This window comes from Streptomyces capparidis (assembly GCF_054782095.1).
The window spans coordinates 18,600-41,491 of the sequence record NZ_BAAGTD010000021.1 but is presented as its reverse complement, the minus strand read 5'-3'; the positions used below and the strand labels follow the sequence as shown (position 1 = coordinate 41,491).

Sequence of the window (22,892 nt, the reverse complement as noted above, 5' to 3'; positions counted from 1 at the left end):
CCCCCGGAGGAGCGGGTGAAGCCTTCGGATGCCCAGGAGAAACAACCAGGGACCCTTCCTTCCGAAGGACTCGGAGAGAAGGGCCCCTGGGCGGGAGGCAGGAGTGCGGCCCCGAAGGACCGCGGGGCCCGGGGGCGCGGCCCCCGGCGGGGTCCGGGGAGCCGAAGCCCCTGCCCCTCCGGAGGACCCGCGTCCCCGGGCCCCCTGTGCCCGGCGCGGCCGGTCAGTCGTTGTTGCCCATGCCCGGCGTCGTCTTCGCGATCTGCATGAGGAACTCGGCGTTGCTCTTGGTCTGCTTCATCTTGTCCAGCAGCAGCTCGATCGCCTGCTGCTGGTCCAGCGCGTGCAGCACCCGGCGGAGCTTCCAGACGATGTTCAGCTCCTCGCCCGCCATGAGGATCTCCTCCTTGCGGGTGCTGGACGCGTCCACGTCCACCGCCGGGAAGATCCGCTTGTCGGAGAGCTTCCGGTCGAGCTTGAGCTCCATGTTGCCGGTGCCCTTGAACTCCTCGAAGATCACCTCGTCCATCCGCGAGCCGGTCTCGACCAGCGCGGTGGCCAGGATGGTCAGTGAGCCGCCGTCCTCGATGTTGCGGGCGGCGCCGAAGAACTTCTTCGGCGGGTACAGGGCGGTGGAGTCCACACCACCGGACAGGATGCGCCCGGACGCCGGGGCCGCCAGGTTGTAGGCGCGGCCCAGACGGGTGATGGAGTCCAGCAGGACGACCACGTCGTGGCCGAGCTCCACCAGGCGCTTGGCGCGCTCGATGGCCAGCTCCGCGACGGTGGTGTGGTCCTCGGCGGGCCGGTCGAAGGTCGAGGAGATGACCTCGCCCTTCACCGACCGCTGCATGTCGGTGACCTCCTCCGGACGCTCGTCCACCAGGACGACCATCAGGTGGCACTCGGGGCTGTTGCGGGTGATCGCGTTGGCGATGGACTGGAGGACCATCGTCTTGCCGGTCTTCGGCGGGGCGACGATCAGACCGCGCTGGCCCTTGCCGATCGGCGACACCAGGTCGATGATCCGCGTGGTCAGCACGCCCGGCTCGGACTCCAGGCGCAGCCGCTCCTGCGGGTACAGGGGGGTGAGCTTGCCGAACTCGGGGCGGCCGCGGCCGCTCTCCGGCGCCATGCCGTTGACGGAGTCCAGGCGCACCAGCGCGTTGAACTTCTCCCGGCGCTCGCCCTCGCGGGGCTGGCGCACCGCGCCGGTGACGTGGTCGCCCTTGCGCAGGCCGTTCTTGCGGACCTGGGCGAGGGAGACGTACACGTCGTTCGGCCCGGGCAGGTAGCCCGAGGTGCGGATGAACGCGTAGTTGTCGAGGATGTCCAGGATGCCGGCGACGGGGATGAGGACGTCGTCCTCGGCGATCTGCGGCTCGTTGCCGAACTCCTCGCGGCCCCTGCTGCGGCCCCTGCGGTCCCGGTAGCGGCCCCGGCGGCGGCGGCCGCCGCCGTCGAAGTCGTCGTCGTCCTGGGCCTGCTGCTGACCGGCGTTGCCGCGGTCGCGGTCGCGGCCCTGGCGGCCCTCGGCGGCCTCGTTCCCGGCGCCGTCGCCCTTGCGGCGGTCCCGGTCCCGGTCGCGGTCGCGCTGGCCGCGCTCCCTGCGGTCGCCCTTCTGGCCGCGGCGGCCGTCCTGGCGGTCGTCGCCCTTGGCCTCGGTCCTGCCCTCCGCGGTGTCCGCCGCGGCGGCGGCCTTGGCGTCCGCCTTGGCGGCCGGGGCCTGCGCGGGCTGCTCGGCGGCCTGCTCCCTGGCCTGCTCCTTGGACTGCTCCTTGGGCCGCTCCTGCTCCGCGGCGGGCTGCTCGGCCTCGCCGGGGCCGGCCTCCGGGGCCCCGGCGGGCGCGGTGGCGCGGCGGCGGCGGCGCTCGGTCGGCGGCTCCTCGGCGCTGGGCTGACCGGGGATGTCGATCTGCTGCTGGGCGCCGCCCTCGGCCTTGGGCTCGCCGGTGCGGGCCCGGGAGGTGGTCCTGCGCTTGGGCTTCTCCGGCGCCGTGGCCGGCTCGGCGGCCTTGTCCGCCGCGGCCTCGCCGCCGCCCTGCGCGGCCTGCCTCTCCTTGATCACCTCGATCAACTGGCTCTTGCGCATCCGCGCGGTGCCGCTGATGCCGAGCCCGGAGGCGAGCTGCTGGAGCTCGGCCAGGACCATGCCGTTGAGGCCGGTGCCCGACCGGCGGCGCCTGGGGGCAGCACCGGTGGCGGGCGCGGCGGGAGCGTCCGGGGCGGGCGCGGCGTCCGGGCGCACGCCCATCAGATCGGTGGTGTCGCTCACGAAGGGTCCTTCCCTGGAGCGGGCGTCGGCCTGTCTTGGCTCGGCGACCGGTTGTGCTGTCCGGGCCCGCTTCTGCGACTTGCGGGTCCGGGGCGGTGGGGTCCGCCCTGCGGCGGAGAGATCATTCACGTCCTGCCGATCGTGGAGCGACAGGCAGGAGACGCGAGGCGACGACGCGCTCGCGCCGGTTCCGGTACTGGACAGCCAGGCCACTCAGGCGTGAAGCACAGGTGGTGGGGTGGTTCCCGGAAGATTCGTCGTCCCGATGGCCGGGTCACCCCCGCTGCCGGGGTCCCCCTGGTGTCGGGACAGGGAGCACCGCGCCTTTCAGGGCGCCTGGTGCAGACATGAGGTTAACACTACCGGGTCCAACAAACATTCCCCCTCTCGCCGACCCCCAATCGTGTCGCCCGCCGGACGTCCCGGTCGGCCCCGCGCGTGTCCCGGAGCCTTGCGTTCCCGCGCCGGACGTGCTTTCAAACCCACTGGTCACGGCCTCACCCTCCCCCGCGCCGCCCGGTGTTCCCGCCGCTCGGCGGCGGTATCCGCGCGTAGCGGCTGCCTCGTCCGGGCCCGCGGTCTGGGCGGGGACCCGGCTGGAAACTGTCGTCCCGGTCGTCGCGGTGACTGCTGTGTCGTCCGACTCGATCCCCTTCTCCGTGGTACCGCAGGTACCTGCTGGTGCCGAGGACCCGGTCCCCGGCCCGTCCCCCCGTCCGGGCGCGTGCCCGGCGGTCACGCCCCCAGCGGGAGCACGCACGCCCCCGCCGGGTCGAACGCGAGGCGGTGCGCCGCCCACCCGTCGCCCGCGAGACGGGCGACCTTCTCGGCCGCGCCCTCCTCGGTCAGCGCCAGCACGGTCGGCCCCGCGCCCGAGACGACCGCGGGCACGCCCTCGGCCCGCAGCGCCGCCACGAGCTCCAGGCTGCGCGGCATCGCCGGCGCCCGGTAATCCTGGTGGAGGCGGTCCTCCGTGGCCGGCAGGAGCAGGTCGGGGCGGCGGGTGAGCGCCTCGACCAGCAGCGCGGCCCGCCCGGCGTTGACGGCCGCGTCCACGTGCGGGACGGTGCGCGGCAGCAGCCCGCGGGCGGTCTCCGTCCTGAGCTCCTCCGCGGGGACGAACACCACGGGGACCACGCTCGGGGCGGGGTCGAGCCGGACGGCGCGGGCCGCCCCGTTCTCCGTCCAGGCCAGGGTGAACCCGCCGAGCAGGCACGCCGCGACGTTGTCGGGGTGCCCCTCCAGCTCGGTGGCGAGCTCCAGCAGCGCCGCGTCGTCCAGCCGCTCGGGCCCGCCTATCGTGACCGAGCGGGCCGCGATGATCCCGGCGCAGATCGCGGCCGAGGACGAGCCGAGGCCGCGCCCGTGCGGGATGCGGTTGGCGCACACCACCTCCAGGCCGCGGGGCTGGCCGCCCAGGACGTCGAACGCGGCGCGCAGGGCCCGCACGATCAGGTGCTTGTCGTCCCGGGGCAGGGTGTCGGCGCCCTCGCCCGCGATGTCGATGTGCAGCCCCGAGTCGGCGACGCGGACCACCACGTCGTCGTACAGGCCGAGCGCCAGCCCGAAGGCGTCGAAGCCCGGGCCGAGGTTCGCGCTCGTCGCGGGCGTGCGCACGCGGACTGCGGCGGCGCGGAACGCGGGACCGGCCATACGCGGGGACTCTCCTCGATGTGGATCTGCCGAACCTCCCGCCCGGTGCGGGGCTGCCCTCGCCGCGGGCACCGGGCGATGCTGGGTGCTGCCGTGCTGCCGGGAGGGGCCTCGAGGGCCCAGTGCGCGGTCTGGTACCGACTCGCCGACTCGCGGCTGAGTCCCGTACTGGGCCTCGTACTGGCGCCTCGTACTGGCGCGGACTGTGGGACAGCGGCGTCCGTGACCCGGAAGCCTGACCCCGGCCGGGTGGTCCTGGACGGCGGAATATGCCGTCGGATGGGGACCAGCTTATCGAAGACAGGTTCCGCTGCGACATACGGCGCACGAACGGCGCACACCGCGTGTCGTGTGCACGGGCGTGCGCCCTCGCCGGCGGGGGCGGCTCACCCCGGGGCCGGGCCCCGGAGCGCGCCGCCGCCTCGCGGTGCCGTCACACCAGCCCGAGCTGCTTGGCCGCCAGATCGGCGTCCACCGGGACGGTGACGGGCTGCGGCGCGCCCGCCACGGCCCAGTCCGGGTCCTTCAGGCCGTTGCCGGTGACCGTGCACACGATGCGCTGCCCCCGGTCCACCAGGCCCTCGTCCGCGGCCTTGAGCAGCCCGGCCACGCTCGCGGCCGAGGCGGGCTCGACGAACACGCCCTCGCGGGAGGCCAGCAGCCGGTAGGCGGCCAGGATCTGACGGTCTGTCACCGCATCGATGAGGCCGCCGGACTCGTCCCTGGCCCGCTCGGCCGACTGCCAGGAGGCCGGGTTGCCGATGCGGATGGCGGTCGCGATGGTCTGCGGGCTGGTCACGGGCTCGCCGCGGACGATGGGGGCGGCGCCGGCCGCCTGGAAGCCCCACATCCGCGGGGTGCGCGCGGCCATGCCGTCGGCGGCGTACTCGCGGTAGCCCTTCCAGTAGGCGGTGATGTTGCCCGCGTTGCCCACCGGGAGCACATGGACGTCGGGGGCGTCCCCGAGGGCGTCCACGATCTCGAAGGCGGCCGTCTTCTGGCCCTCGATGCGGGAGGGGTTCACCGAGTTCACCAGCGCCACCGGGTAGTGCTCGGACAGGCCGCGGGCGAGGGTGAGGCAGTCGTCGAAGTTGCCGTCCACCTGGAGGATGCGCGAGCCGTGCACCAGCGCCTGGCCCATCTTGCCCAGCGCGATCTTGCCCTGCGGCACCAGCACCGCGCACACCATCCCGGCGCGCACGGCGTAGGCGGCGGCCGACGCCGAGGTGTTGCCGGTGGAGGCGCAGATGACGGCCTGCGCGCCCGCCGCCTTGGCGTGGGTGATGGCCATGGTCATCCCGCGGTCCTTGAAGGAACCGGTCGGGTTGGCGCCCTCGACCTTGAGGTACACCTCGCAGCCGGTGCGCTCGGAGAGCACCTGCGCGGGGACCAGCGGCGTGCCGCCCTCGAGCAGGGTGACGACCTGGGTGCCCGGGTCCACCGGCAGGCGTGTGCGGTACTCCTCGATGACGCCTCGCCACTGGTGGGTGGCGGCCCGGTTCGGCCTGTCGACGACGGCGTTCATTGCGCTACCCCTTTGGTGCTGCCTGTGTACCGTGCCGGTCACGGTGTGTGATCCGACGCGTGCTCTGCCGTGCGCGCCGTGCGCGCTGCCCGGGTACGGCGCGCCGTCGCGCCGCCCGCGCCGTTGCCCGCCCCCCGGCCGCCGTCGGGCGGCCAGGAGCGGGTCGGTCCCGCGGGGGCGGCCCGCCCCGGGAGGGAAGGGCCGGCCCCTCGGGACACGTCAGCCCCCCTCGACTCGCATGATGCTCGCCACGGCGCGCACCGTGTCCAGTTTGCGCAGCATCTCCACGGTGGCGGACAGGGCCGCGTCCGGCGCCCGGTGGGTGACGACGACCAGCGAGGCGTCGCCGTCCCTGCCCTGCTGCCGCACCGTGTCGATGGACACCCCGTGCTCGGCGAAGACCGCCGCGACCTGGGAGAGCACACCCGCCCGGTCGGCGACGTCCAGGCTGACGTGGTAGCGCGTGACGACCGCGCCCATGGAGCCCACCGGCAGTCGCGCGTACGCCGACTCACCCGGGCCCGTGGCCCCGCCGAGCCGGTTGCGGCACACCGCCACCAGGTCGCCGAGCACGGCGCTCGCGGTCGGGGCGCCGCCGGCGCCGGGCCCGTAGAACATCAGCCGGCCCGCGGCCTCCGCCTCCACGAACACCGCGTTGTACGCCTCGCGGACGGACGCCAGCGGGTGGCTGAGCGGGATCATCGCCGGGTGCACCCGGGCGGTGACCGCCTCCCCGTCCGCGGTGCGCTCGCAGATGGCGAGCAGCTTCACCACGCAGCCCATGCGCTTGGCGCTGGCGATGTCGGCGGAGGTGACCTCGGTGATGCCCTCGCGGTGCACGTCGGCGGCCGTGACCCGGGTGTGGAAGGCGATCCCGGCGAGGATGGCGGCCTTCGCCGCGGCGTCGAAGCCCTCCACGTCGGCGGTGGGGTCGGCCTCGGCGTAGCCCAGCGCGGTGGCCTCGTCCAGGGAGTCGGAGTAGCCGGCGCCGGTGGAGTCCATCCGGTCCAGGATGAAGTTGGTGGTGCCGTTGACGATGCCGAGGACCCGGTTGACCTTGTCCCCGGCCAGGGACTCGCGCAGCGGGCGCAGCAGCGGGATCGCCCCGGCGACGGCGGCCTCGTAGTACAGGTCCACGCCGTGTGCGGCGGCCGCGGCGTGCAGGGCGGCGCCGTCCTCGGCGAGCAGGGCCTTGTTGGCGCTGACCACGGACGCGCCGTGCGCCATGGCCGTGGTGATCAACTGGCGGGCCGGTTCGATGCCGCCGATCACCTCCACCACGACGTCGATGTCGTCGCGTTTGACCAGCTCCATGGCGTCGGTGGTGATCAGCTCGGCGGGCACGCCCGCCCGGACCCGGCCGGGCCTGCGCACGGCGATGCCGGCGAGCTCCACGGGGGCGCCGACGCGGGCGGCGAGGTCGTCCGCGTGCGCCGTCATCAGGCGCGCCACCTCGGAGCCGACGACCCCACAGCCCAGCAGCGCCACCCTCAGCGGACGCGTACGCATCATCCGACCTCGCTTCTCACCGGCACTCGTCGGGAACCAGTGTCGTCCACCACGCGGATGGATCTACGCCTGTTCCACGATCTGAGACTCATATCTCGTCATCCGACGTCCAGCCGCAGGAGATCCTCCTCGGTCTCCCGCCGCACGATCACCCGGGCCCGCCCGTCGCGGACGGCGACCACCGGCGGCCGCGGCACGTGGTTGTAGTTGCTGGCCATGGAGCGGCAGTACGCGCCGGTGGCCGGCACGGCGATCAGGTCGCCCGGCGCCAGGTCCCCGGGCAGGAACGCGTCGCGCACCACGATGTCCCCGGACTCGCAGTGCTTGCCGACGACCCGGCTCAGCATCGGCGGGGCGTCCGAGGCCCGGGAGACCAGCGCCACCGCGTACGCGGCGTCGTACAGCGCGGTGCGGATGTTGTCGGACATCCCCCCGTCCACGCTGACGTACGTCCGCAGGCCCTTCAGCGGCTTGACCGTGCCCACCTCGTACAGCGTGAACGCGGTCGGCCCGGCGATCGCCCGGCCCGGCTCCACCGACAGGCGCGGCACGGCGAGCCCCGCGGCCTCGCACTCGCGGGTGACGATCTCGGTGAGCGTCTTGGCGATCTCGTGCGGCTCGCGCGGGTCGTCGTCGGAGGTGTAGGCGATGCCGAGGCCGCCGCCGAGGTCGATCTCCGGCAGCTCGACGCCGTGCTCCTCGCGGATGCGCCGCAGCAGGCCGACCACCCGGTGCGCGGCGATCTCGAAGCCCGCCAGGTCGAAGATCTGCGAGCCGATGTGCGAGTGGATGCCCACCAGCTCCAGCGACGGCAGCTTCAGCACCCGCCGCACCGCCTCCTCGACGGCCCCGCCGAGCGACAGGCCGAACTTCTGGTCCTCGTGCGCGGTCGCGATGAACTCGTGGGTGTGCGCCTCGACGCCCACCGTCGCCCGCACCTGCACCCGCTGCCGCACCCCGTGCCGGGCGGCCGCGTCCGCGATCCGGGCGATCTCCACGTAGGAGTCGACGACGATCCGGCCGACCCCGGCCGCGACCGCGCGCTCCAGCTCGGCGACGGACTTGTTGTTGCCGTGGAAGGCGATCCGGTCGGCCGGCATCCCCGCGGACAGCGCGGTGGCCAGCTCGCCGCCGGAGCACACGTCGAGGTTCAGGCCCTCCTCGTGCACCCAGCGCACCACGGCGCGGCTGAGGAACGCCTTGCCGGCGTAGAAGACATCCGCGTCCCCGCCGAAGGCGTCGTGCCAGGAGCGGCAGCGGGCCCGGAAGTCGTCCTCGTCCAGGATGTACGCGGGCGTGCCGAACTCCTCGGCGAGCTCGCGCACGTCCAGCCCGGCGACCCGCACCACGCCGTCCTCGCCGCGGGCGACGGTGCGCGCCCACACCTTCGGGTCCAGCGCGTTGAGGTCGGCGGGCGGGGCGAGCAGGTGCCCCTCGGGCAGCACGTCGGCGTGGCGGGGGCCGGCCGGGTGGGCGGAGCGGCTCATGCGCGCACCGCCCCGGGGAAGGCTCCCGCCACCGGGCGGAATCCGGACATCTCATTCACTGCAACGTTCTCCCTACTCGTCCGCACCGACCCCGCCCCTGGGCTCCCCGCGTCACATCCGCTCGGGAGCGCTGACCCCCAGCAGCTCCAGACCGTTGGCCACCACCGTGCGGGTGGCCGCCGCGAGCCACATCCGCGCCCGGGTCAGGTCGGTCGCCTCCTCGTCGCCGAACGGCAGGATCCGGCAGGCGTCGTAGAAGCGGTGGTACCGGCCCGCCAGGTCCTCCAGGTAGCGCGCCACCCGGTGCGGCTCGCGCAGCTCGGCGGCCGTGGCGACGATGCGCGGGAACTCGGCGAGCGCGCCGAGCAGCTCGTTCTCCCGCTCGTGGGTGAGCAGCTCGGGCTTGAAGCCCTCCGCCGGCCCCTTGTCGATGCCCAGCGCCGCGGCCTGCCGCTCCACCCCGCACATCCGGGTGTGCGCGTACTGCACGTAGAAGACCGGGTTGTCGTTCTTCCGGCTGGTGAGGACGTCGATGTCGAGGGTGAGGGTGGAGTCCGTGCTGGACCGGGCGAGCGCGTACCTGGCGGCGTCCACGCCGATCCAGTCCACGACGTCGTCGATGGTGATGATGTTGCCGGCCCGCTTGGACATGCGGACCTCGTCGCCGTCCTTCATCATCTTGACGAACTGCCCGATGAGCACCTCGATGTGGTGCTCGGGGTCGTCGCCCGCGCAGGCCACGATCGCCTTCAGCCGCCCGACGTACCCGTGGTGGTCGGCGCCCAGCATGTAGACGCACGTCTCGTTGCCGCGGTCCCGCTTGTCCAGGTAGTAGGCGGCGTCGGAGGCGAAGTAGGTGGTGTCGCCGTCCGCCTTGACCAGCACCCGGTCCTTGTCGTCGCCGAAGTCGGTGGTGCGCAGCCAGATGGCGCCGTCCTTCTCGAAGACGTGCCCCTGCTCCCGCAGCCGCTCGATGGCCCGCTCGACCGCGCCGGACTCGTGCAGGCTCTTCTCGGAGAACCACACGTCGAAGTGCGTGCCGAACTCCTGCATCGACCGCTGGATCTCGTCGACCATCAGCCGCAGGCCCTCGGTCCTGAAGACCGTGCGCTGCTCCTCCTCGGGCCGCTCCAGCAGCCCCGGCTGCCCGGCGGTGATCCGGGCGGCGATGTCCTCGACGTACTGGCCCTTGTACCCGTCCTCGGGCACCGGCCGGCCGTTGGCCACGGCCAGCAGGGTGGCGGCGAACTTGTCGATCTGCACGCCGAAGTCGTTGATGTAGTACTCGGTGGTGACCTCGGCGCCGGAGGCCCGCAGGATCCGCGCCAGCGAGTCACCGACCGCGGCCCACCGCACACCCCCGATGTGGATGGGGCCCGTGGGGTTGGCGGAGACGAACTCCAGGTTGATCCGCAGCCCCTTCGCGGACTGCCCTCGCCCGTACTCCCGCCCGGCCTCGACGATCCTGCGGGCCAGGTCGCCCTGGGAGGCGGCGTCGAGCGTGATGTTGAGGAACCCCGGGCCCGCGACCTCCACCGAGGCCACGCCCGGCTGCTCGGCGAGGCGGCCCGCCAGGATCCCGGCGACCTCCCGCGGCGGCTTCCCGGCGGGCTTGGCCAACTGCAACGCCGCGTTCGTCGCGTAGTCGCCGTGCTCCCTGTTCTTGGGTCGCTCCACCGTCACCTGCTCGGGCACGGGAACGACCAGCTCGCCGGCCTCGACGGCGGAGCGGACGGCGGACAGGACTGCCTGGGAGAGCTCTGCGGGTGTCACGGGTCAAGCGTAGGGGAGGCGGGGGGCCCGACCGCCAACGGGTTTCACCCGCTGGGACGCCCGCCCCGGCGGGGCCGTCCGGTCACGGCCGTCCGGTCACGCCGGACGTTCCGCCTGCTCCATGTGCATCAGGCGGCGCACCAGCCGCACCAGCTCCACCGGCTCGAACGGCTTGCCGAGGTAGCCGTCCACTCCGACGGCCTCCCCCCGTTCGAGATCGAGGTGCGTACAGGCGCTGACGATCGCGATGCGCAGATCCCGCGTCCGCGGGTCGGCGCGCAGCCGCGCCGCCGTCCGCAGCCCGTCCAGCCTGGGCATGACGACATCGAGCGTGACGACGTCCGGCTGGACGTGCTGGACCATCTCCAGGCACTCCGCGCCGTCCGCCGCGGTCACCACCTCGAACCCCTCGAGCTCGAGATTGACCCTGATCAGCTGCCGGATCACCTTGCTGTCGTCCACCACAAGGACCCGACCGGACACCCCAGCCACAACGGAGAGCCTAGGGCGGCACCGGTGAGTGCGTCCGCGTTTTGCCCACTTCGGCCCCGTGAGGGGTACGCCCGCGCACAGAAAACCCTGTACACGGGCACCCCCGCGGAACTGGTAGTGTTCTGCACGTCGCAAGGACACGCCCCCGTAGCTCAGGGGATAGAGCAACGGCCTCCGGAGCCGTGTGCGCAGGTTCGAATCCTGCCGGGGGCACTTCGGCACCGGGCCCTGACCAGCAGAAATGCCGGTCGGGGCCTTTCTTGTGCGTCCCCGAACATGTCCCATCCCGCATAAGCACTTCACATGGGCCATGCGCGGGGCGGAGAGCCGCTGAGCGGAGCACCCACATGAAGCCGGTTGCGGTGATCTGCGTATTCGCTGGCGCCTTGGCGGCCTACTTGGCGATGTAGGCCACGACCACCGCTGCTGAGGCGTGCCCTCCGCATCCCGTCGGTACGAGGTAACCGGCGGCGCGTCGACCTGTGTGCCGAATCGCAGCACCCAGGCCCACGCTACGCGGCCAGGTGGCGGATTCCCGCCCGGCTCGGAGGCACCGCCGTGGCCTGGATCCCAATGGCCTCGACGGCGACGCCCCACGCCTCGAGCATCTTGGCCGTCTGTATGAGGGTGATCTGGGAGAAGGGGAACAACGTGTCGACGGTGAGGTCGGTTCCATTCTTCAGCAGGATCGCGAATACGACCCTCGACGGCCGGAAGCCCTCCGGCAAGACCCGGCCGGGCCGGGCCGCGGCCACCTTCCGGGCGAACCCGTCCATCGCCTCCGGCGAGTGCAGCAGGGCCTGAACGGCGACCACAGCCTGACCGAACAGATGGCTCAGCGCGTCGGAGCCCTTGGCCCGCTTCACCATGACCAGGACGTCGTCCGGGCTCAGCAGATCGCAGATCTCCACGCCATTGCCCCGGTGCAGCGACGTCCGGACGTTGTCACGGTCGAAGCAGACGTACCCGGGCCGCAGGTCGGGCACCGACTCGTTGTAGTCCCGCTCCTTGTCCCCGAGCACCCAGGCCGGGAGGTCGACCGAGGGCGTGTCGGTGATGAGCCGCTTCACCTGCGAGCGGATCGCCTCCAGATACGCCGCACCGATCTCGTACCACTGCCCGTCCAGCAGGAAGAACCGGCGGGCCCCGAGCGCCACCTCCACCTCGATCCACCGCAGCACGCTCGACGTCCAGATGACGTCAGCCTTCTCCGCCCGGGTGTGCGCGTAAAGGGTGACGGTGCCGTCCCGAAGCGCAGCCAAACGCGTTCCCGCCCTCTGCACGCGGGCCCGGTCAAGGACGTACTCCAGGCTGAAGTCATCGGTGAGGCGCGCCTCCGGGCTGTGCACCTTGGTGGCGAAGGCCTGTGCGACGCTGTAGTCGTCCCAGTGATCGGGCGGGACGGCGACCGCGATACGTCCGCCCGGTACCTCGCCCAGCATGTCGTCGAGCCGTTCCTCCAACCGCGTAACGAGGGCGGCGTCCTTGACAGGGACGATGTGCTCGACGAACTCCAGTTCTGGAACCGGGGCCTCGTCCCGAAGGACACGAGCGATGGCCCGGATGTCCGCGACCAAGTCTGCGGCGTCGATACCGAGGCGCATCCGCAGCCCGGTACCGCCCTCAACGCTGGAGATCTTCGCACGGTCCTCCTTAGCGATCGTCAGCTGAATCCCGTCCAGCCGACCGCCCAGCCGCCGCACGATCTGCGCGTGCTCCTGGACACCCAGGCTCCAGACCGGAGCGCCGCCGGGCACGAGGGTGATGTCGGTCCGGCCACCGCCCGGCGTATGGGAGACCATGTCCCGGATCTGGGCGGGGTCCACCCTGCGGATCACGAAACTCAGCCCGAACCGCCGGTCCTTGACCCGGTCGGGAACCAGGCGGAAGCCCTGGTCGTAGCCGATGGCGTACACCTCGCCGTCGACCACGAGCATCAGCAGCCCGGCCGACCGGTTCACCGGCCGCGAACCCTCACAACCGGTCGTGCGATTGACCTCGCCGCACCAGCTCGCGACCGGCTGCTCGAAGCTGCCAGTGACCAGCAGCGCCGGAACGCCCAACCGCTCCTCCGGGAAGTGCAGTTCCGCGTCAACGGCTTCAAGCCGAGCCGGGTCGAGGACGTCGAACATCGCGTCGACCGTGGGAGCGACACCCGTGAGCCGGTACAGGGTGCGCTTGGACGTGCCGGAAGTGCTGGTGGCCATGGTGCCGCTCCATTCGCATCGAAGTGTCGTGGGCAGGGGACCCCGGGAGGGCCGGGGAAGCTGGGCAGCCGAGCGAAAGCACAACCAGTAGAGCGATAACTGAAAGCGTTGTCAAACGCTTACATCGGTTGGGCATTGGTATAGAGTGAAGACGTCCAGTTCGCACACCCTCACGTCACCCGGCAGGAGCCCATGAACCAGCAGGCCAGTGCCCTCGTGACCGCCGCCGACATCTCCCGGCTGGCCGGAGTCACCCGCGCCACGGTGAGCAACTGGCGTCGTCGGCATCCGGACTTTCCGGCCCCTGCGGGAGGCACGGACACCAGCCCGACATACGACCTCGACGCCGTACGCGCCTGGCTCTCCGCCCGTGGCCAACTCCCTCAGGACACACCGGCGGACCAGCTTCGCACCGCGCTGCGCACCCACTCCGGCGACGCCGAACTGGCCATGCGCCTGCTCCCGGTGGTGCTCGCGGCCGCCCGGCTGGATCGGAGAGAGCGCGAAGCCCTTCCTGAACTGCGTGACGACGCACTGCTGCGATGGGTCCGGTCAGCTGCGGACGACGGAGCCCAGGACATCCCGGGAACCGAGGACGTCGCGTACGCCCCCGAAGCGGCCGAGCCGCTTCGGGCCTTGTTGCAGTGCGTCGTCATGGATGGCGCCGAGGCTGCGACGGATGTGTTGGCCGAAAGGCTGCTGGAGGACACGGGGGGCACCGGCACCTACCTCACGCCGCGCCCCTTGGCCGACCTCATGGCCCGGCTCCTCACCGATAGCGCGGGTGCCTTCCCCACGAGCGTTCTCGACCCCGCGTGCGGTACGGGGTCGCTGCTCGCCGCGGCGGCATCCGCGGGCGCGACCGCACTGCACGGCCAGGACGTGCTAGTCGCCCAAGTCGCCCAGGCCGCCGTGCGGCTCCGGCTGAACGCCCCCGAGGCGATGATCTCCGTACGTGTGGGGGACAGCCTGCGTGCCGATGCCTTCAAGAGCCTCACCGCGGACGCCGTCCTATGCAATCCCCCGTACGGAGTCCGTGCTTGGGGGCACGACGATCTGGCATACGACCAACGCTGGGCCTACGGCGTGCCTCCCAAGGGCGAACCCGAACTCGCCTGGGTCCAGCACTGCCTGGCCCACCTCACCCCCCGCGGCCGTGCCGTACTGCTCATGCCGCCCGCGGTCGCGGAGCGCACCGCCGGCCGGCGTATCCGGGCTCAGCTCGTACGCGACGGAGCCCTCCGCGCGGTCGTCACACTTCCCCAGGGCGCTGCCACCCCGCTCCACATCGGCCTGCACCTGTGGGTGCTCGAGCGCCCCGGGCCACAGGCGGAGGCCCCGGGTACGGTCCTGCTCGTCGATGCCGCCGCCGAAGTCCAGGAGCTCGACTGGGACGCCGTCAACGACACCGTGCTCACGGCGTGGCGGCCCTACCTCGACGACCAGGACGGCTTCACGGGAGCCCCAGGTATCGCCGCCGCCATGCCGGTCACCGACCTCCTGGACGAGACCGTCGACCTGACCCCGGCCCGCCGCATCCGGACGGCTTCCCGGCAAGCTCTCCGCCCCGCCCTGCTGGCCCGGCAGGCATCGGAGCTGTACGACCAACTCCGTAAAGGGGCAACAGATCTGGTCGGCCTCAGCGCCGACGGCGACTGGCCGCCAGCCGATGACCGGCCCCGCGACTGGCGCACCGCAACGGTTACGGACCTTCTGCGCGGCGGCGCTCTCAGTCTGCTCCACACCGCGCCCCCGGGCCGCCGGACCCGTAGCGGCCAACCGCAGCCTCGGCCCGAAACAGAACCCGGCGCACGAGCAGCACTCACGGCTGCCGACGTCTTCGAGGACCGGCCCGCCTCCGGAACAGAAGCGGATCTTCCCACCGGCATCGCCCTCCCCTCGATCCAGGCAAGTGACGTGCTTCTCACAGAGATCCTCCGCGTGGGTCGCACGGCCGCGGCCCGGGTCGTCGAGCCGGACGAGGCAGGTTGCCTCCTCGGACCCCACCTGCTGCTGTTCCGCCCGGATCGGCGTCGGCTCGACCCGTGGTTCCTCGCCGGGTTCCTCGCAGCGGAGCAGAACGTCAACGCCGCAGCCACCGGCACATCCATCATCCGGGTGGACCCCCGGCGACTACGCGTTCCCTTGCTCCCGCTCGCCGAGCAGCAGCGCTACGGCGCCGCCTTCCGCCGCCTGCATGAACTGCGTACTGCCGCCCGTCGTGCCGACCAGGCTGCCGAGGACGTCACACGTCTCCTCAACACCGGACTCACCGGCGGGGCGCTGTTGCCGCACGGTCACGGATCGGCTTGAAACGTGCGCCGCAGCACCGCGAACGACCAGACTTGACGTCTCTGTCCCGCTGGGATGGCGAACACCGGAAGGACACCGTTGAACAGCAGTAAGCACACGGAACTGGCGAACCACGCGTGGTCGGTCGCCGACCTCCTGCGCGGCGACTACCGGCAGCACGACTACGGCAAGGTGATCCTGCCGTTCACCGTGCTACGGCGCCTGGAGTGTGTCCTCGCCCCGACCAAGGACAAGGTGCTGGAGGTCGCCGCCCGCTTCAAGGACCAGGACATCAACCCCGACCGCTTCCTGCGCAAGGCGGCTGGCCACAGCTTCTACAACACCAGCATCTACACGCTGAAGGCCATCGCAGGCGACCCTGCACATGCCGCAAAGTACCTCAACGAGTACTACGGCGCCTTCTCCCCCAACGCTCGGGAAGTACTGGAGAGGTACGAGTTCGCCCAACAGATCAAGCGGCTGGACGCGGCGGACCTGCTGTACCAGGTGGTCGGACGGTTCGCCGACCTCGATCTGCGGCCGGTGAAGACGGACGCCGACGGCAAGGTAGTGCTCGGCGAGGACGGCAAGCCGGTCGAGATCGTCTCCAACCACCAGATGGGCTACATCTTCGAGGAGCTGATCCGGCGCTTCGCCGAACAGTCCAACGAGACGGCTGGTGAGCACTTCACGCCCCGGGAAGTCATCCGGCTGATGGTCAATTTGCTCATCGCGCCGGACAGCGACGCGCTGGCCCTGCCGGGCACCGTCCGCACGGTCATGGACCCGGCCTGCGGGACCGGCGGCATGCTCAGCGCGGCCGAGGAACACATCACGGCCCTCAACCCGGACGCCACGGTCAAGGTCTTCGGCCAAGAACTCAACCCCGAGTCCTGGGCCATCTGCCGGTCGGACATGATGATCAAGGGCCAGGACCCCGAGAACATCAAGTTCGGCAACTCCTTCAGCGACGACGGCCACACCGCCGCCACCTTCGACTACCTGCTGGCCAACCCACCGTTCGGCGTGGAATGGAAGAAAGTCAAGAACGCAGTTGAGGAGGAGCACGAACGCCTCGGTGAGAGCGGACGGTTCGGGGCCGGCCTGCCGCGCATCAACGACGGCTCGCTGCTGTTCCTCCAGCACATGATCTCGAAGATGAAGCCGGTGGACCCATCGGGTTCGGGCGGCAGCCGGATCGCGATCGTCTTCAACGGCTCACCGCTGTTCACAGGGGCGGCGGAGTCAGGCGAGTCCAAGATCCGGCAGTGGATCTTGGAGAACGACTGGCTGGAGGGCATCGTCGCCCTCCCCGACCAGCTCTTCTACAACACTGGCATTTCCACGTACTTCTGGGTGCTCAGCAACCGCAAGGCCAGGGACCGGCGCGGCAAGGTCGTCCTGCTGGACGCGCGCGACTACTGGCGCAAGATGCGGAAGTCACTCGGCGACAAGCGCAAGGAGCTGGGCGAGCAGCACATCTCCGAGATCACGCGGCTCTACACTGAGGCGCTGGCGGTACTCGACGCAGCGGAAAAGGGCGGCGGCCACGACCTGGCCGACCGGGCCGGAAAGATCAAGGTCTTCCGCAACGAGGACTTCGGTTATCGCCGAATCACCGTCGAGCGGCCGCTGAAGCTCCGCTTCGAGGTGACGGAGGAGACGCTGACGGCGATCACCGCGTCGAAGCCGATCACACGGGCCACGGACGCCGAGGCATTCGCAGCGGCACTGCGCCCGCTGGTCGGCAAGTCCTGGACGACGAAGTCCGACGCGTGGATCGACCTCAAGGACGCGGTCGTCGCGGCCGGCCTGCTGTGGCCGACGGGTGCGCCTTTCAGCAAGGCGCTACGGGAGGCGCTCGGCGTCCGTGACCCGGAGGGTGAGGTCCAGCGCATCAAGGGCCATCCGGAACCGGATCCGGAGCTGCGGGACTACGAAAACGTGCCGCTGGACGAGGACGTGGAGGAGTACCTGCGGCGGGAGGTTTTGCCGCATGTCCCGGACGCGTGGATCGACCACAGCAAGACGAAGATCGGCTACGAAATCCCGTTCACGCGGCATTTCTACGTATACAAGCCGCCGCGGCCGTTGGCGGAAATCGACGCGGAGCTGAAGGAGCTCGAGGCGGAGATCCAGGCGCTGCTTGGGGAGGTGGCGGAATGAGCACCGTGCGTCTGCGTCACCTTGCTGACGTCAATCCATTGACGCCGGCCTTCGATCGCCTGCCGAACGATGCGGAGCTCACTTTCCTCCCCATGGAAGCTGTATGGCCGGGAGAAAGACTAGACATCTCACGACGCCGGACCAAAAAATCGGTTGCCACTGGCTATACCCGCTTTCAGAACGACGACGTACTTGTGCCGAAGATCACGCCCACATTTGAGGCTGGACGGGCTGTGCTAGTTCACGGTCTCCATCAAGGCGTGGGCACGGGGAGTACGGAGCTTCACGTGCTCCGCCCTGGGCCGCTCATTGACCCCCGGTTCCTTCTGTACGTAGTGAATACGCACAGCTTCCTCAAAAAGGGGGAGGCTGAGATGTACGGCGTTGCAGGACAGCAACGTGTACCGGATTCCTTCCTACGCGACCTGCCAGTGAATCTACCGCCACTGGAAGAGCAGTGCCGCATCGCCGACTTTCTCGACGCCGAGACCTCCCGCATCGACGCTTTGAACGCGTCTCGGTCCGCGCAACTAAACCTCCTCGCAGAGCGCGAACGGGCCATGCTAGACCTTTCATTCCGAGAGGCGCGATCCGGCGCCCGGACGCGGCTCAAGTATCTATTCTCCGTGCGCCCGCGCTACGGCGTCCTGGTTCCGGTATTTACAGATGAGGGCGTCCCGTTCATCCGGGTCAATGACCTCCTAGACTTGGAAGGACGGGCCGATGGGTTGCGCAATATTCCGAGCGAATTGTCAGCACAATACGCCAGAAGCGTTGTCCGGCCCGGCGATCTACTGATGAGCGTTGTGGGAACACTCGGACGTGCAGCGATTGCCCCCGCAAGTTTGGCTGGCGCGAACATCGCGCGAGCCGTGTGTTCGATGCGTTTCAGGCCTGATGTGGAAGTGCAACTCGTAAAAGCCTGGCTCGATTCGAGCTCCTTTCACAAGCAGGCTCTAGTCGCGACGAGCACAGACACCGCCCAGCCAACACTCGGCATGGAAGACCTAGGGAACTTTTCCCTGACTTGGCCGTCGGACTTGCAGGAGCGGAAACACATGGTCCGAGAAATTGCCAGCATTCAGAGCTCCACGAGGGCTCTGAGAAAAAAACTCGAACGTCAAAAATCGGTTCTCGCCGAGCGCCGCCAAGCCCTGATCACCGCCGCCGTCACCGGCCAGATCGACGTGTCCACCGCCAGCGGACGAGGGATCTAGGAATGATCGCGCCATGAGCCCCGCCGCACCTTGCCGCCCACTGCCACTCATCACCCGTGTCCACGTCGTGACCTACAAATCCGTCGCTCAGCGTGCGCGACGGTGTGCGATACCGCCCGCGTGTGGACCAAGCAGCCCTTTCTGACGTCATCGATCTCGACCTTGCCCGCGTCAACTCCCCGCCCTTCGACAAGCTCTGCCACTACATCACCTATCTGGTCACCGGAAAGCGGGAGAATATCCGCTCATGCCCGTCCACGACGAAGCAGCATTCGGGAACGCCATAGTCACCGCCATGATGGAGCGCGGTTGGAGTGAAGGAAACCGGTCGCACTACCAGCCTCACCTCGGCCTGGACACAGCCCAGCTCTTCGAATTCATCGGCAAGACCCAAGCCGACGAATGGGCCGAACTGATCGCCCTCTACGGCGGGGACCCCAACACCGCCCAGGCCGGGTTCGCCAAGCGCGTGGACCAGGCGATCGCGACGGACGGTGTGCTGGACCTGCTCCGCAAGGGCGTGAAAGACCACGGCGTCCTGATCAGGCTCGCCTACTTCAAGCCCTCGCTCGTCGCCTCGGACGCCGTCCTGGACGACTATCGGGCGAACCGGCTCACCTTCGTCAAAGAGCTGGAGTACGCGGCCAAGCAGGCGGACAAGGGCAAGCGTCTCGATCTCACTCTCTTCCTCAACGGGATCCCGCTGGCGACCGCCGAGTTGAAGAACGCCCTCACGCGCCAGGGCGTGGAGGCCGCCAAGGAGCAGTACCGCACGGACCGCGACCCCACCGAGCTGATCTTCGCGCGGCGCGTGATCGCGAACTTCGCCATCGACACGGACCTGGTGTTCGTGGCACCAGAGCTACGGGGCAAGCCGACGCGGTTCCTGCCGTTCAACACCGGGTCGGCGGGCCCGGGGAAGCCCGGTGGCGCGGGGAATCCGGCGCCCACCGTCCCCGGGACGTACGCGACCTCGTACCTGTGGGAGCAGATTTGGGAGCGGGACACCTGGCTGGACCTGATCGAGCGGTTCGTGCACCTCAGCAAGGAGAAGGGCCCGGACGGGCGGACGCGGAAGAAGCTGATCTTCCCGCGCTACCACCAGTGGGACATCGTCAAGAAACTCACCGACCACGCGGCCCGCCACGGTGCCGGTCACAACTACCTCGGCATGGCCTCCGCCGGCTCGGGCAAGTCGAACACCATCGGGTGGCTGGCGCACCGCCTCTCGTCGCTGCACACCCCCACCGACCCCGCCGAGATCGCCCCCGAGGCACTGGCCGCCGGGCTCAAGCCGGGCGCGCCCGTATTCGACAAGGTCGTGATCATCACCGACCGCCGCAATCTTGACGCCCAGCTCCGCGAGACCGTCGGCAGTTTCGAGAAGACCGCTGGTCTGGTCGTGAAGATCGACGAGAAGCACGGCGCGAAATCCGACCAGCTCGCCAAGGCGCTGTCCCGGGAGACCGGGAAAATCATCACGGTCACGCTGCACACCTTCCCGGCCCTCATCGACTACCTGCGCCGCAACCCCACCGAGATTCAGGGCCACAACTTCGCGATCATCGTGGACGAGGCCCACTCCTCGCAGTCCGGCGACGCGGCGACCGCCGTCCGCGCGGCACTGCGTGACTTGGGCCTGGACTCCGACTCGGACGAGGCCGGAGCGACCGAGGCGCCGGCGGCCACCACCACCGATGCCAAGCTCATCCGTAAGGCCGCCCAGCGCAGCAAGGCCGCGAACCTGTCCTACTTCGCGTTCACCGCCACGCCCAAGGCCAAGACGCTCGAGCTCTTCGGCACCCTGGAAAGCGTCAACGGCAAGCCGACGTACGTCCCCTTCCACACGTACTCGATGCGCCAGGCCATCGAGGAAGGCTTCATCCTCGACCCCCTGCGCAACTACGTCACGTACAACACGTATTGGAAGCTGGTGAACAAGAACCCGGACGAGCGCGAGGTGGACCCGTCCAAGGCCAATGCGCTGCTCGCCCGGTACGCCCTCACGCACGACTCCACCGTGGCACAGCAGGCGCAGGTGATCGTCGAGCATTTCCGCACGCACACCGCCGGCCGGCTCGGCGGGCGTGCCAAGGCCATGGTGGTGACGGCCTCCCGACACAGCGCCGTGCAGATGACCCGCGCGATCAGGAAGTACGTCGACGACCAGGCATACGCCGACCCCGGCGTCCTGGTCGCGTTCTCCGGCAGCCTCACGTACGACGGCGAGGAGACGACCGAGCCGAAGGAGAACGGTGGCCTGCCCGAGTCCGCTCTGCCGAAGGCGTTCGCATACACGCGCAAGGACGACAAGGCGGTGCGCACCGGTGGGAAGGCGACGCAGCGCGAGTACCGGATCCTGGTCGTCGCCGAAAAGTACCAGACCGGCTTCGACCAGCCTCTCCTCACCACGATGTACGTGAACAAGAAGCTCGCGGGCATCAACGCCGTACAGACCCTCTCCCGCCTGAACCGCACCGCCGACCGCAAGTCACAGGCGGACCTGGCCGTACTGGACTTCGTCAACGACGCCGAGGACATCAAGGAGTCCTTTCGCCCGTACTTCGAGGAGGCGAACACCCTCCCCTCCGACCCCAACCTCCTCTACACGGCACAGAGCCGGGTCATGCAGCCCGACATCCTCGTCGAGGACGAGATGCGGGAATTCGCCGATGCCTATCTGGCAGCCGAGGAGAAGGCGGCGGGCTCGGTGGCCCGCTGGGAGAAGCTGCACGCCGAGCTGTACCGGCATCTCGGCCCCGCCGTCGAACGGTTCACCGAGCTGCTGGACCGCAAGGACGAGGCGGGCGACCCGGACCAGGATGCACGCGCAGCCGCTGAGCAGTTCCGCGCGGACCTCAACGACTACGTGCGGAAGTACGGCTTCCTCTCGCAGATCGTGCCCTACCACGACGCCGACCTCGAATGCCTCTATCTCTACGGCCGCCACCTGCTCAACCGTCTTCCGCGACGCGGGGACGGCGGCGTGGACATAGGGGACGTCGACCTCAGTCACTTGCGCATCCAGAAGACCGGCGAGCACGACCTCGCGCTGACCTCAGAGGGGCCGGCGGAGCTGCGCGGCTTCGGTGAGGGCTCGGGCGGCGCCAAGGAGCAGGAGAAGTCGCTGCTGTCGGAGCTGATCGAGAGGTTCAACGACAAGTTCGGCACCGACTTCACCGAGCAGGACGTGATCACGCCGTTCTCGGAGGCGAAGGCTGACCCGAAGGTCCGCGCGGCCGCGGTCAACGACGAGGAGAACTTCGGGCTCGTCTTCGACGAGGTTTTCGAGGACAAGATGGCCGAGCACATCGACACCATCGCGGACATGGGACGGCAGTACTTCAGCCACGACGACAGCTTCAAGCAGTCGCTCAACCAGAGTGCGCGCCGGGCGGCTTGGCGGATGATCCGCCGGGAGGAGAACATCGACGACGAGACGACCTGACCTGCCTGGCCTTCCGTCCCCTCCCTACCGACCGCTACGCCAGGTCAGCCTCCGTGGTGGAACGAGAGGCCCGCGATCACGGACGTTCCTCGCGTGGGCGGGTTCGAACGGCCCAGGCGGTGACAAGGCTGTCAACGAGGATGAGCCCCCGACCGCTCTCGGAGTCCGTCTCCGGGTGAGCCAGTGCCGGTTTGTCGGTACTCAGGTCGGAAACGGCGGGCCAGTAGTGTCCGTCGGCGGGCCACAGGACGAGTTCGATCAGTTCCTCGTCCTCCCGGCAAGCGCCGTGGCGGATCGCGTTGGTGACCAGCTCGGAGGTCAACAGGCCGAGGTCGTCGCAGAGGTGAGGTGGGCAGGGAAGCGCCAGTGGACGGGTACGAGGAGGATGTCGCGCATGGCGAACTCCACGGCTTTATGAGGGATCGGGGATCGCCGGCGGCCTACCGCCCTGGTCGCGAGCACACCCGTCCCAGGGCGCCGGGCACGCTCGCGCGCCACCCTTCCGGCTTCGCTATGTGTAGTGTGCGCAATACGCAGAGTAGATCCGCTGGGGGCACATGTGCTACCCAGTCCTGAGCGCCCGTTGGAACGAACTTCGCGCCACGGCGGACTGGGCCGCACACGACGAGAGGGAACGCATGCCGCCCGTGAGCAATCCGACCGGACGCCAGCAGCGGTCGGGCGCCGAGCTTCGCAAACTGCGGGAAGGGGCGGGACTGTCCACGGTGTCAGCCCCGAGCACGTCCGGCGCATTGCCTTCCGGTATGAGTGCACGGACCAAGCCCTGGTGGATGCGCTGGTCGCTATGTGCGGCGACCACACGAGCGGGTGGTAGGAGGAATACCGTG

At 70.0% G+C, this 22,892-nt stretch carries 14 protein-coding genes, 1 tRNA gene and 1 pseudogene; 7 read left to right on the top strand and 9 right to left on the bottom strand.

Annotated elements, in window-relative coordinates; genetic code table 11:
• Positions 1–223 precede the first annotated feature (223 nt).
• From rho to ACYVO2_RS18455, 7 genes are all read right to left on the bottom strand, one after another.
• Positions 224–2,275: a transcription termination factor Rho gene (gene rho / locus ACYVO2_RS18485; RefSeq protein ID WP_461008962.1), complete on the bottom strand. Its 2,052-nt coding sequence runs from the start codon at positions 2,273–2,275 to the stop codon at positions 224–226.
• Positions 2,276–3,010: 735 nt separating this feature from the next.
• On the bottom strand, positions 3,011–3,928 hold the full coding sequence (gene thrB, locus ACYVO2_RS18480; RefSeq protein WP_461008961.1) for a homoserine kinase: 918 nt from the start codon (positions 3,926–3,928) through the stop codon (positions 3,011–3,013).
• 433 nt (positions 3,929–4,361) lie between these two features.
• Positions 4,362–5,453 (bottom strand): threonine synthase, encoded by a 1,092-nt coding sequence (thrC, locus tag ACYVO2_RS18475; RefSeq protein WP_461008960.1) that lies wholly within the window; start codon positions 5,451–5,453, stop codon positions 4,362–4,364.
• 219 nt (positions 5,454–5,672) lie between these two features.
• Positions 5,673–6,965, bottom strand: coding sequence for a homoserine dehydrogenase (locus ACYVO2_RS18470; RefSeq protein ID WP_461008959.1), 1,293 nt, complete (start codon positions 6,963–6,965; stop codon positions 5,673–5,675).
• A 95-nt stretch (positions 6,966–7,060) separates the two neighbouring features.
• Positions 7,061–8,449, bottom strand: a complete 1,389-nt coding sequence (gene lysA, locus ACYVO2_RS18465; RefSeq protein WP_461008958.1) for a diaminopimelate decarboxylase — start codon at positions 8,447–8,449, stop codon at positions 7,061–7,063.
• Between the two features lie 111 nt (positions 8,450–8,560).
• The gene (argS, locus tag ACYVO2_RS18460) at positions 8,561–10,222 is read right to left on the bottom strand and encodes an arginine--tRNA ligase (RefSeq protein ID WP_461008957.1); all 1,662 of its coding nucleotides are present in this window, start codon (positions 10,220–10,222) and stop codon (positions 8,561–8,563) included.
• A gap of 96 nt (positions 10,223–10,318) precedes the next feature.
• On the bottom strand, positions 10,319–10,684 hold the full coding sequence (locus tag ACYVO2_RS18455) for a response regulator (RefSeq protein WP_461008956.1): 366 nt from the start codon (positions 10,682–10,684) through the stop codon (positions 10,319–10,321).
• A gap of 171 nt (positions 10,685–10,855) precedes the next feature.
• Here ACYVO2_RS18455 and ACYVO2_RS18450 point away from each other — a divergent pair.
• Positions 10,856–10,927: transfer RNA gene (locus ACYVO2_RS18450), tRNA-Arg, on the top strand.
• A 299-nt stretch (positions 10,928–11,226) separates the two neighbouring features.
• Here the strand turns inward: ACYVO2_RS18450 and ACYVO2_RS18445 are convergent.
• The gene (locus tag ACYVO2_RS18445; RefSeq protein ID WP_461008955.1) at positions 11,227–12,921 is read right to left on the bottom strand and encodes a TIGR04141 family sporadically distributed protein; all 1,695 of its coding nucleotides are present in this window, start codon (positions 12,919–12,921) and stop codon (positions 11,227–11,229) included.
• Positions 12,922–13,113: 192 nt separating this feature from the next.
• On the opposite strand from ACYVO2_RS18445, the gene ACYVO2_RS18440 reads away from it, so the two are divergent.
• The 5 genes from ACYVO2_RS18440 (at position 13,114) to ACYVO2_RS18420 (ending at position 22,044) form a co-directional block, all read left to right on the top strand.
• On the top strand, positions 13,114–15,234 hold the full coding sequence (locus ACYVO2_RS18440; RefSeq protein ID WP_461008954.1) for an N-6 DNA methylase: 2,121 nt from the start codon (positions 13,114–13,116) through the stop codon (positions 15,232–15,234).
• Between the two features lie 78 nt (positions 15,235–15,312).
• Positions 15,313–17,379 carry a type I restriction-modification system subunit M gene (locus tag ACYVO2_RS18435; protein ID WP_461008953.1) on the top strand — a complete coding sequence of 689 codons (2,067 nt, stop codon included), beginning with the start codon at positions 15,313–15,315 and terminating at the stop codon, positions 17,377–17,379.
• The gene (locus tag ACYVO2_RS18430; protein WP_461008952.1) at positions 17,376–18,596 is read left to right on the top strand and encodes a restriction endonuclease subunit S; all 1,221 of its coding nucleotides are present in this window, start codon (positions 17,376–17,378) and stop codon (positions 18,594–18,596) included. Before ACYVO2_RS18435 ends, ACYVO2_RS18430 begins: the two co-directional genes overlap by 4 nt.
• A 122-nt stretch (positions 18,597–18,718) precedes the next feature.
• Entirely contained in the window at positions 18,719–18,883 is a 165-nt protein-coding gene (locus ACYVO2_RS18425) for a hypothetical protein (protein ID WP_461008951.1), read from the top strand.
• A gap of 8 nt (positions 18,884–18,891) precedes the next feature.
• Complete coding sequence (locus tag ACYVO2_RS18420; protein WP_461008950.1) at positions 18,892–22,044, top strand: type I restriction endonuclease subunit R; 3,153 nt, start codon at positions 18,892–18,894, stop codon at positions 22,042–22,044.
• 76 nt (positions 22,045–22,120) lie between these two features.
• On the opposite strand, the gene ACYVO2_RS18415 is transcribed toward ACYVO2_RS18420, so the two are convergent.
• A complete protein-coding gene (locus tag ACYVO2_RS18415) occupies positions 22,121–22,366 on the bottom strand; it encodes an ATP-binding protein (RefSeq protein ID WP_461008949.1) in 246 nt (81 codons plus the stop codon).
• Positions 22,367–22,682: 316 nt separating this feature from the next.
• Here ACYVO2_RS18415 and ACYVO2_RS18410 point away from each other — a divergent pair.
• Positions 22,683–22,876, top strand: a pseudogene (locus ACYVO2_RS18410) (transcriptional regulator); the annotation flags it as partial.
• Positions 22,877–22,892: the final 16 nt, after the last annotated feature.

Bases quoted from the DNA above. Each gene is read 5' to 3' on its own strand.
- ACYVO2_RS18430 (WP_461008952.1), top strand. From the start codon at position 17,376: ATGAGCACCGTGCGTCTGCGTCACCTTGCTGACGTCAATCCATTGACG.
- lysA (WP_461008958.1), bottom strand. From the start codon at position 8,449: ATGAGCCGCTCCGCCCACCCGGCCGGCCCCCGCCACGCCGACGTGCTG.
- thrC (WP_461008960.1), bottom strand. From the start codon at position 5,453: ATGAACGCCGTCGTCGACAGGCCGAACCGGGCCGCCACCCACCAGTGG.
- ACYVO2_RS18445 (WP_461008955.1), bottom strand. From the start codon at position 12,921: ATGGCCACCAGCACTTCCGGCACGTCCAAGCGCACCCTGTACCGGCTC.
- thrB (WP_461008961.1), bottom strand. From the start codon at position 3,928: ATGGCCGGTCCCGCGTTCCGCGCCGCCGCAGTCCGCGTGCGCACGCCC.
- ACYVO2_RS18470 (WP_461008959.1), bottom strand. From the start codon at position 6,965: ATGATGCGTACGCGTCCGCTGAGGGTGGCGCTGCTGGGCTGTGGGGTC.
- ACYVO2_RS18440 (WP_461008954.1), top strand. From the start codon at position 13,114: ATGAACCAGCAGGCCAGTGCCCTCGTGACCGCCGCCGACATCTCCCGG.
- ACYVO2_RS18420 (WP_461008950.1), top strand. From the start codon at position 18,892: ATGATGGAGCGCGGTTGGAGTGAAGGAAACCGGTCGCACTACCAGCCT.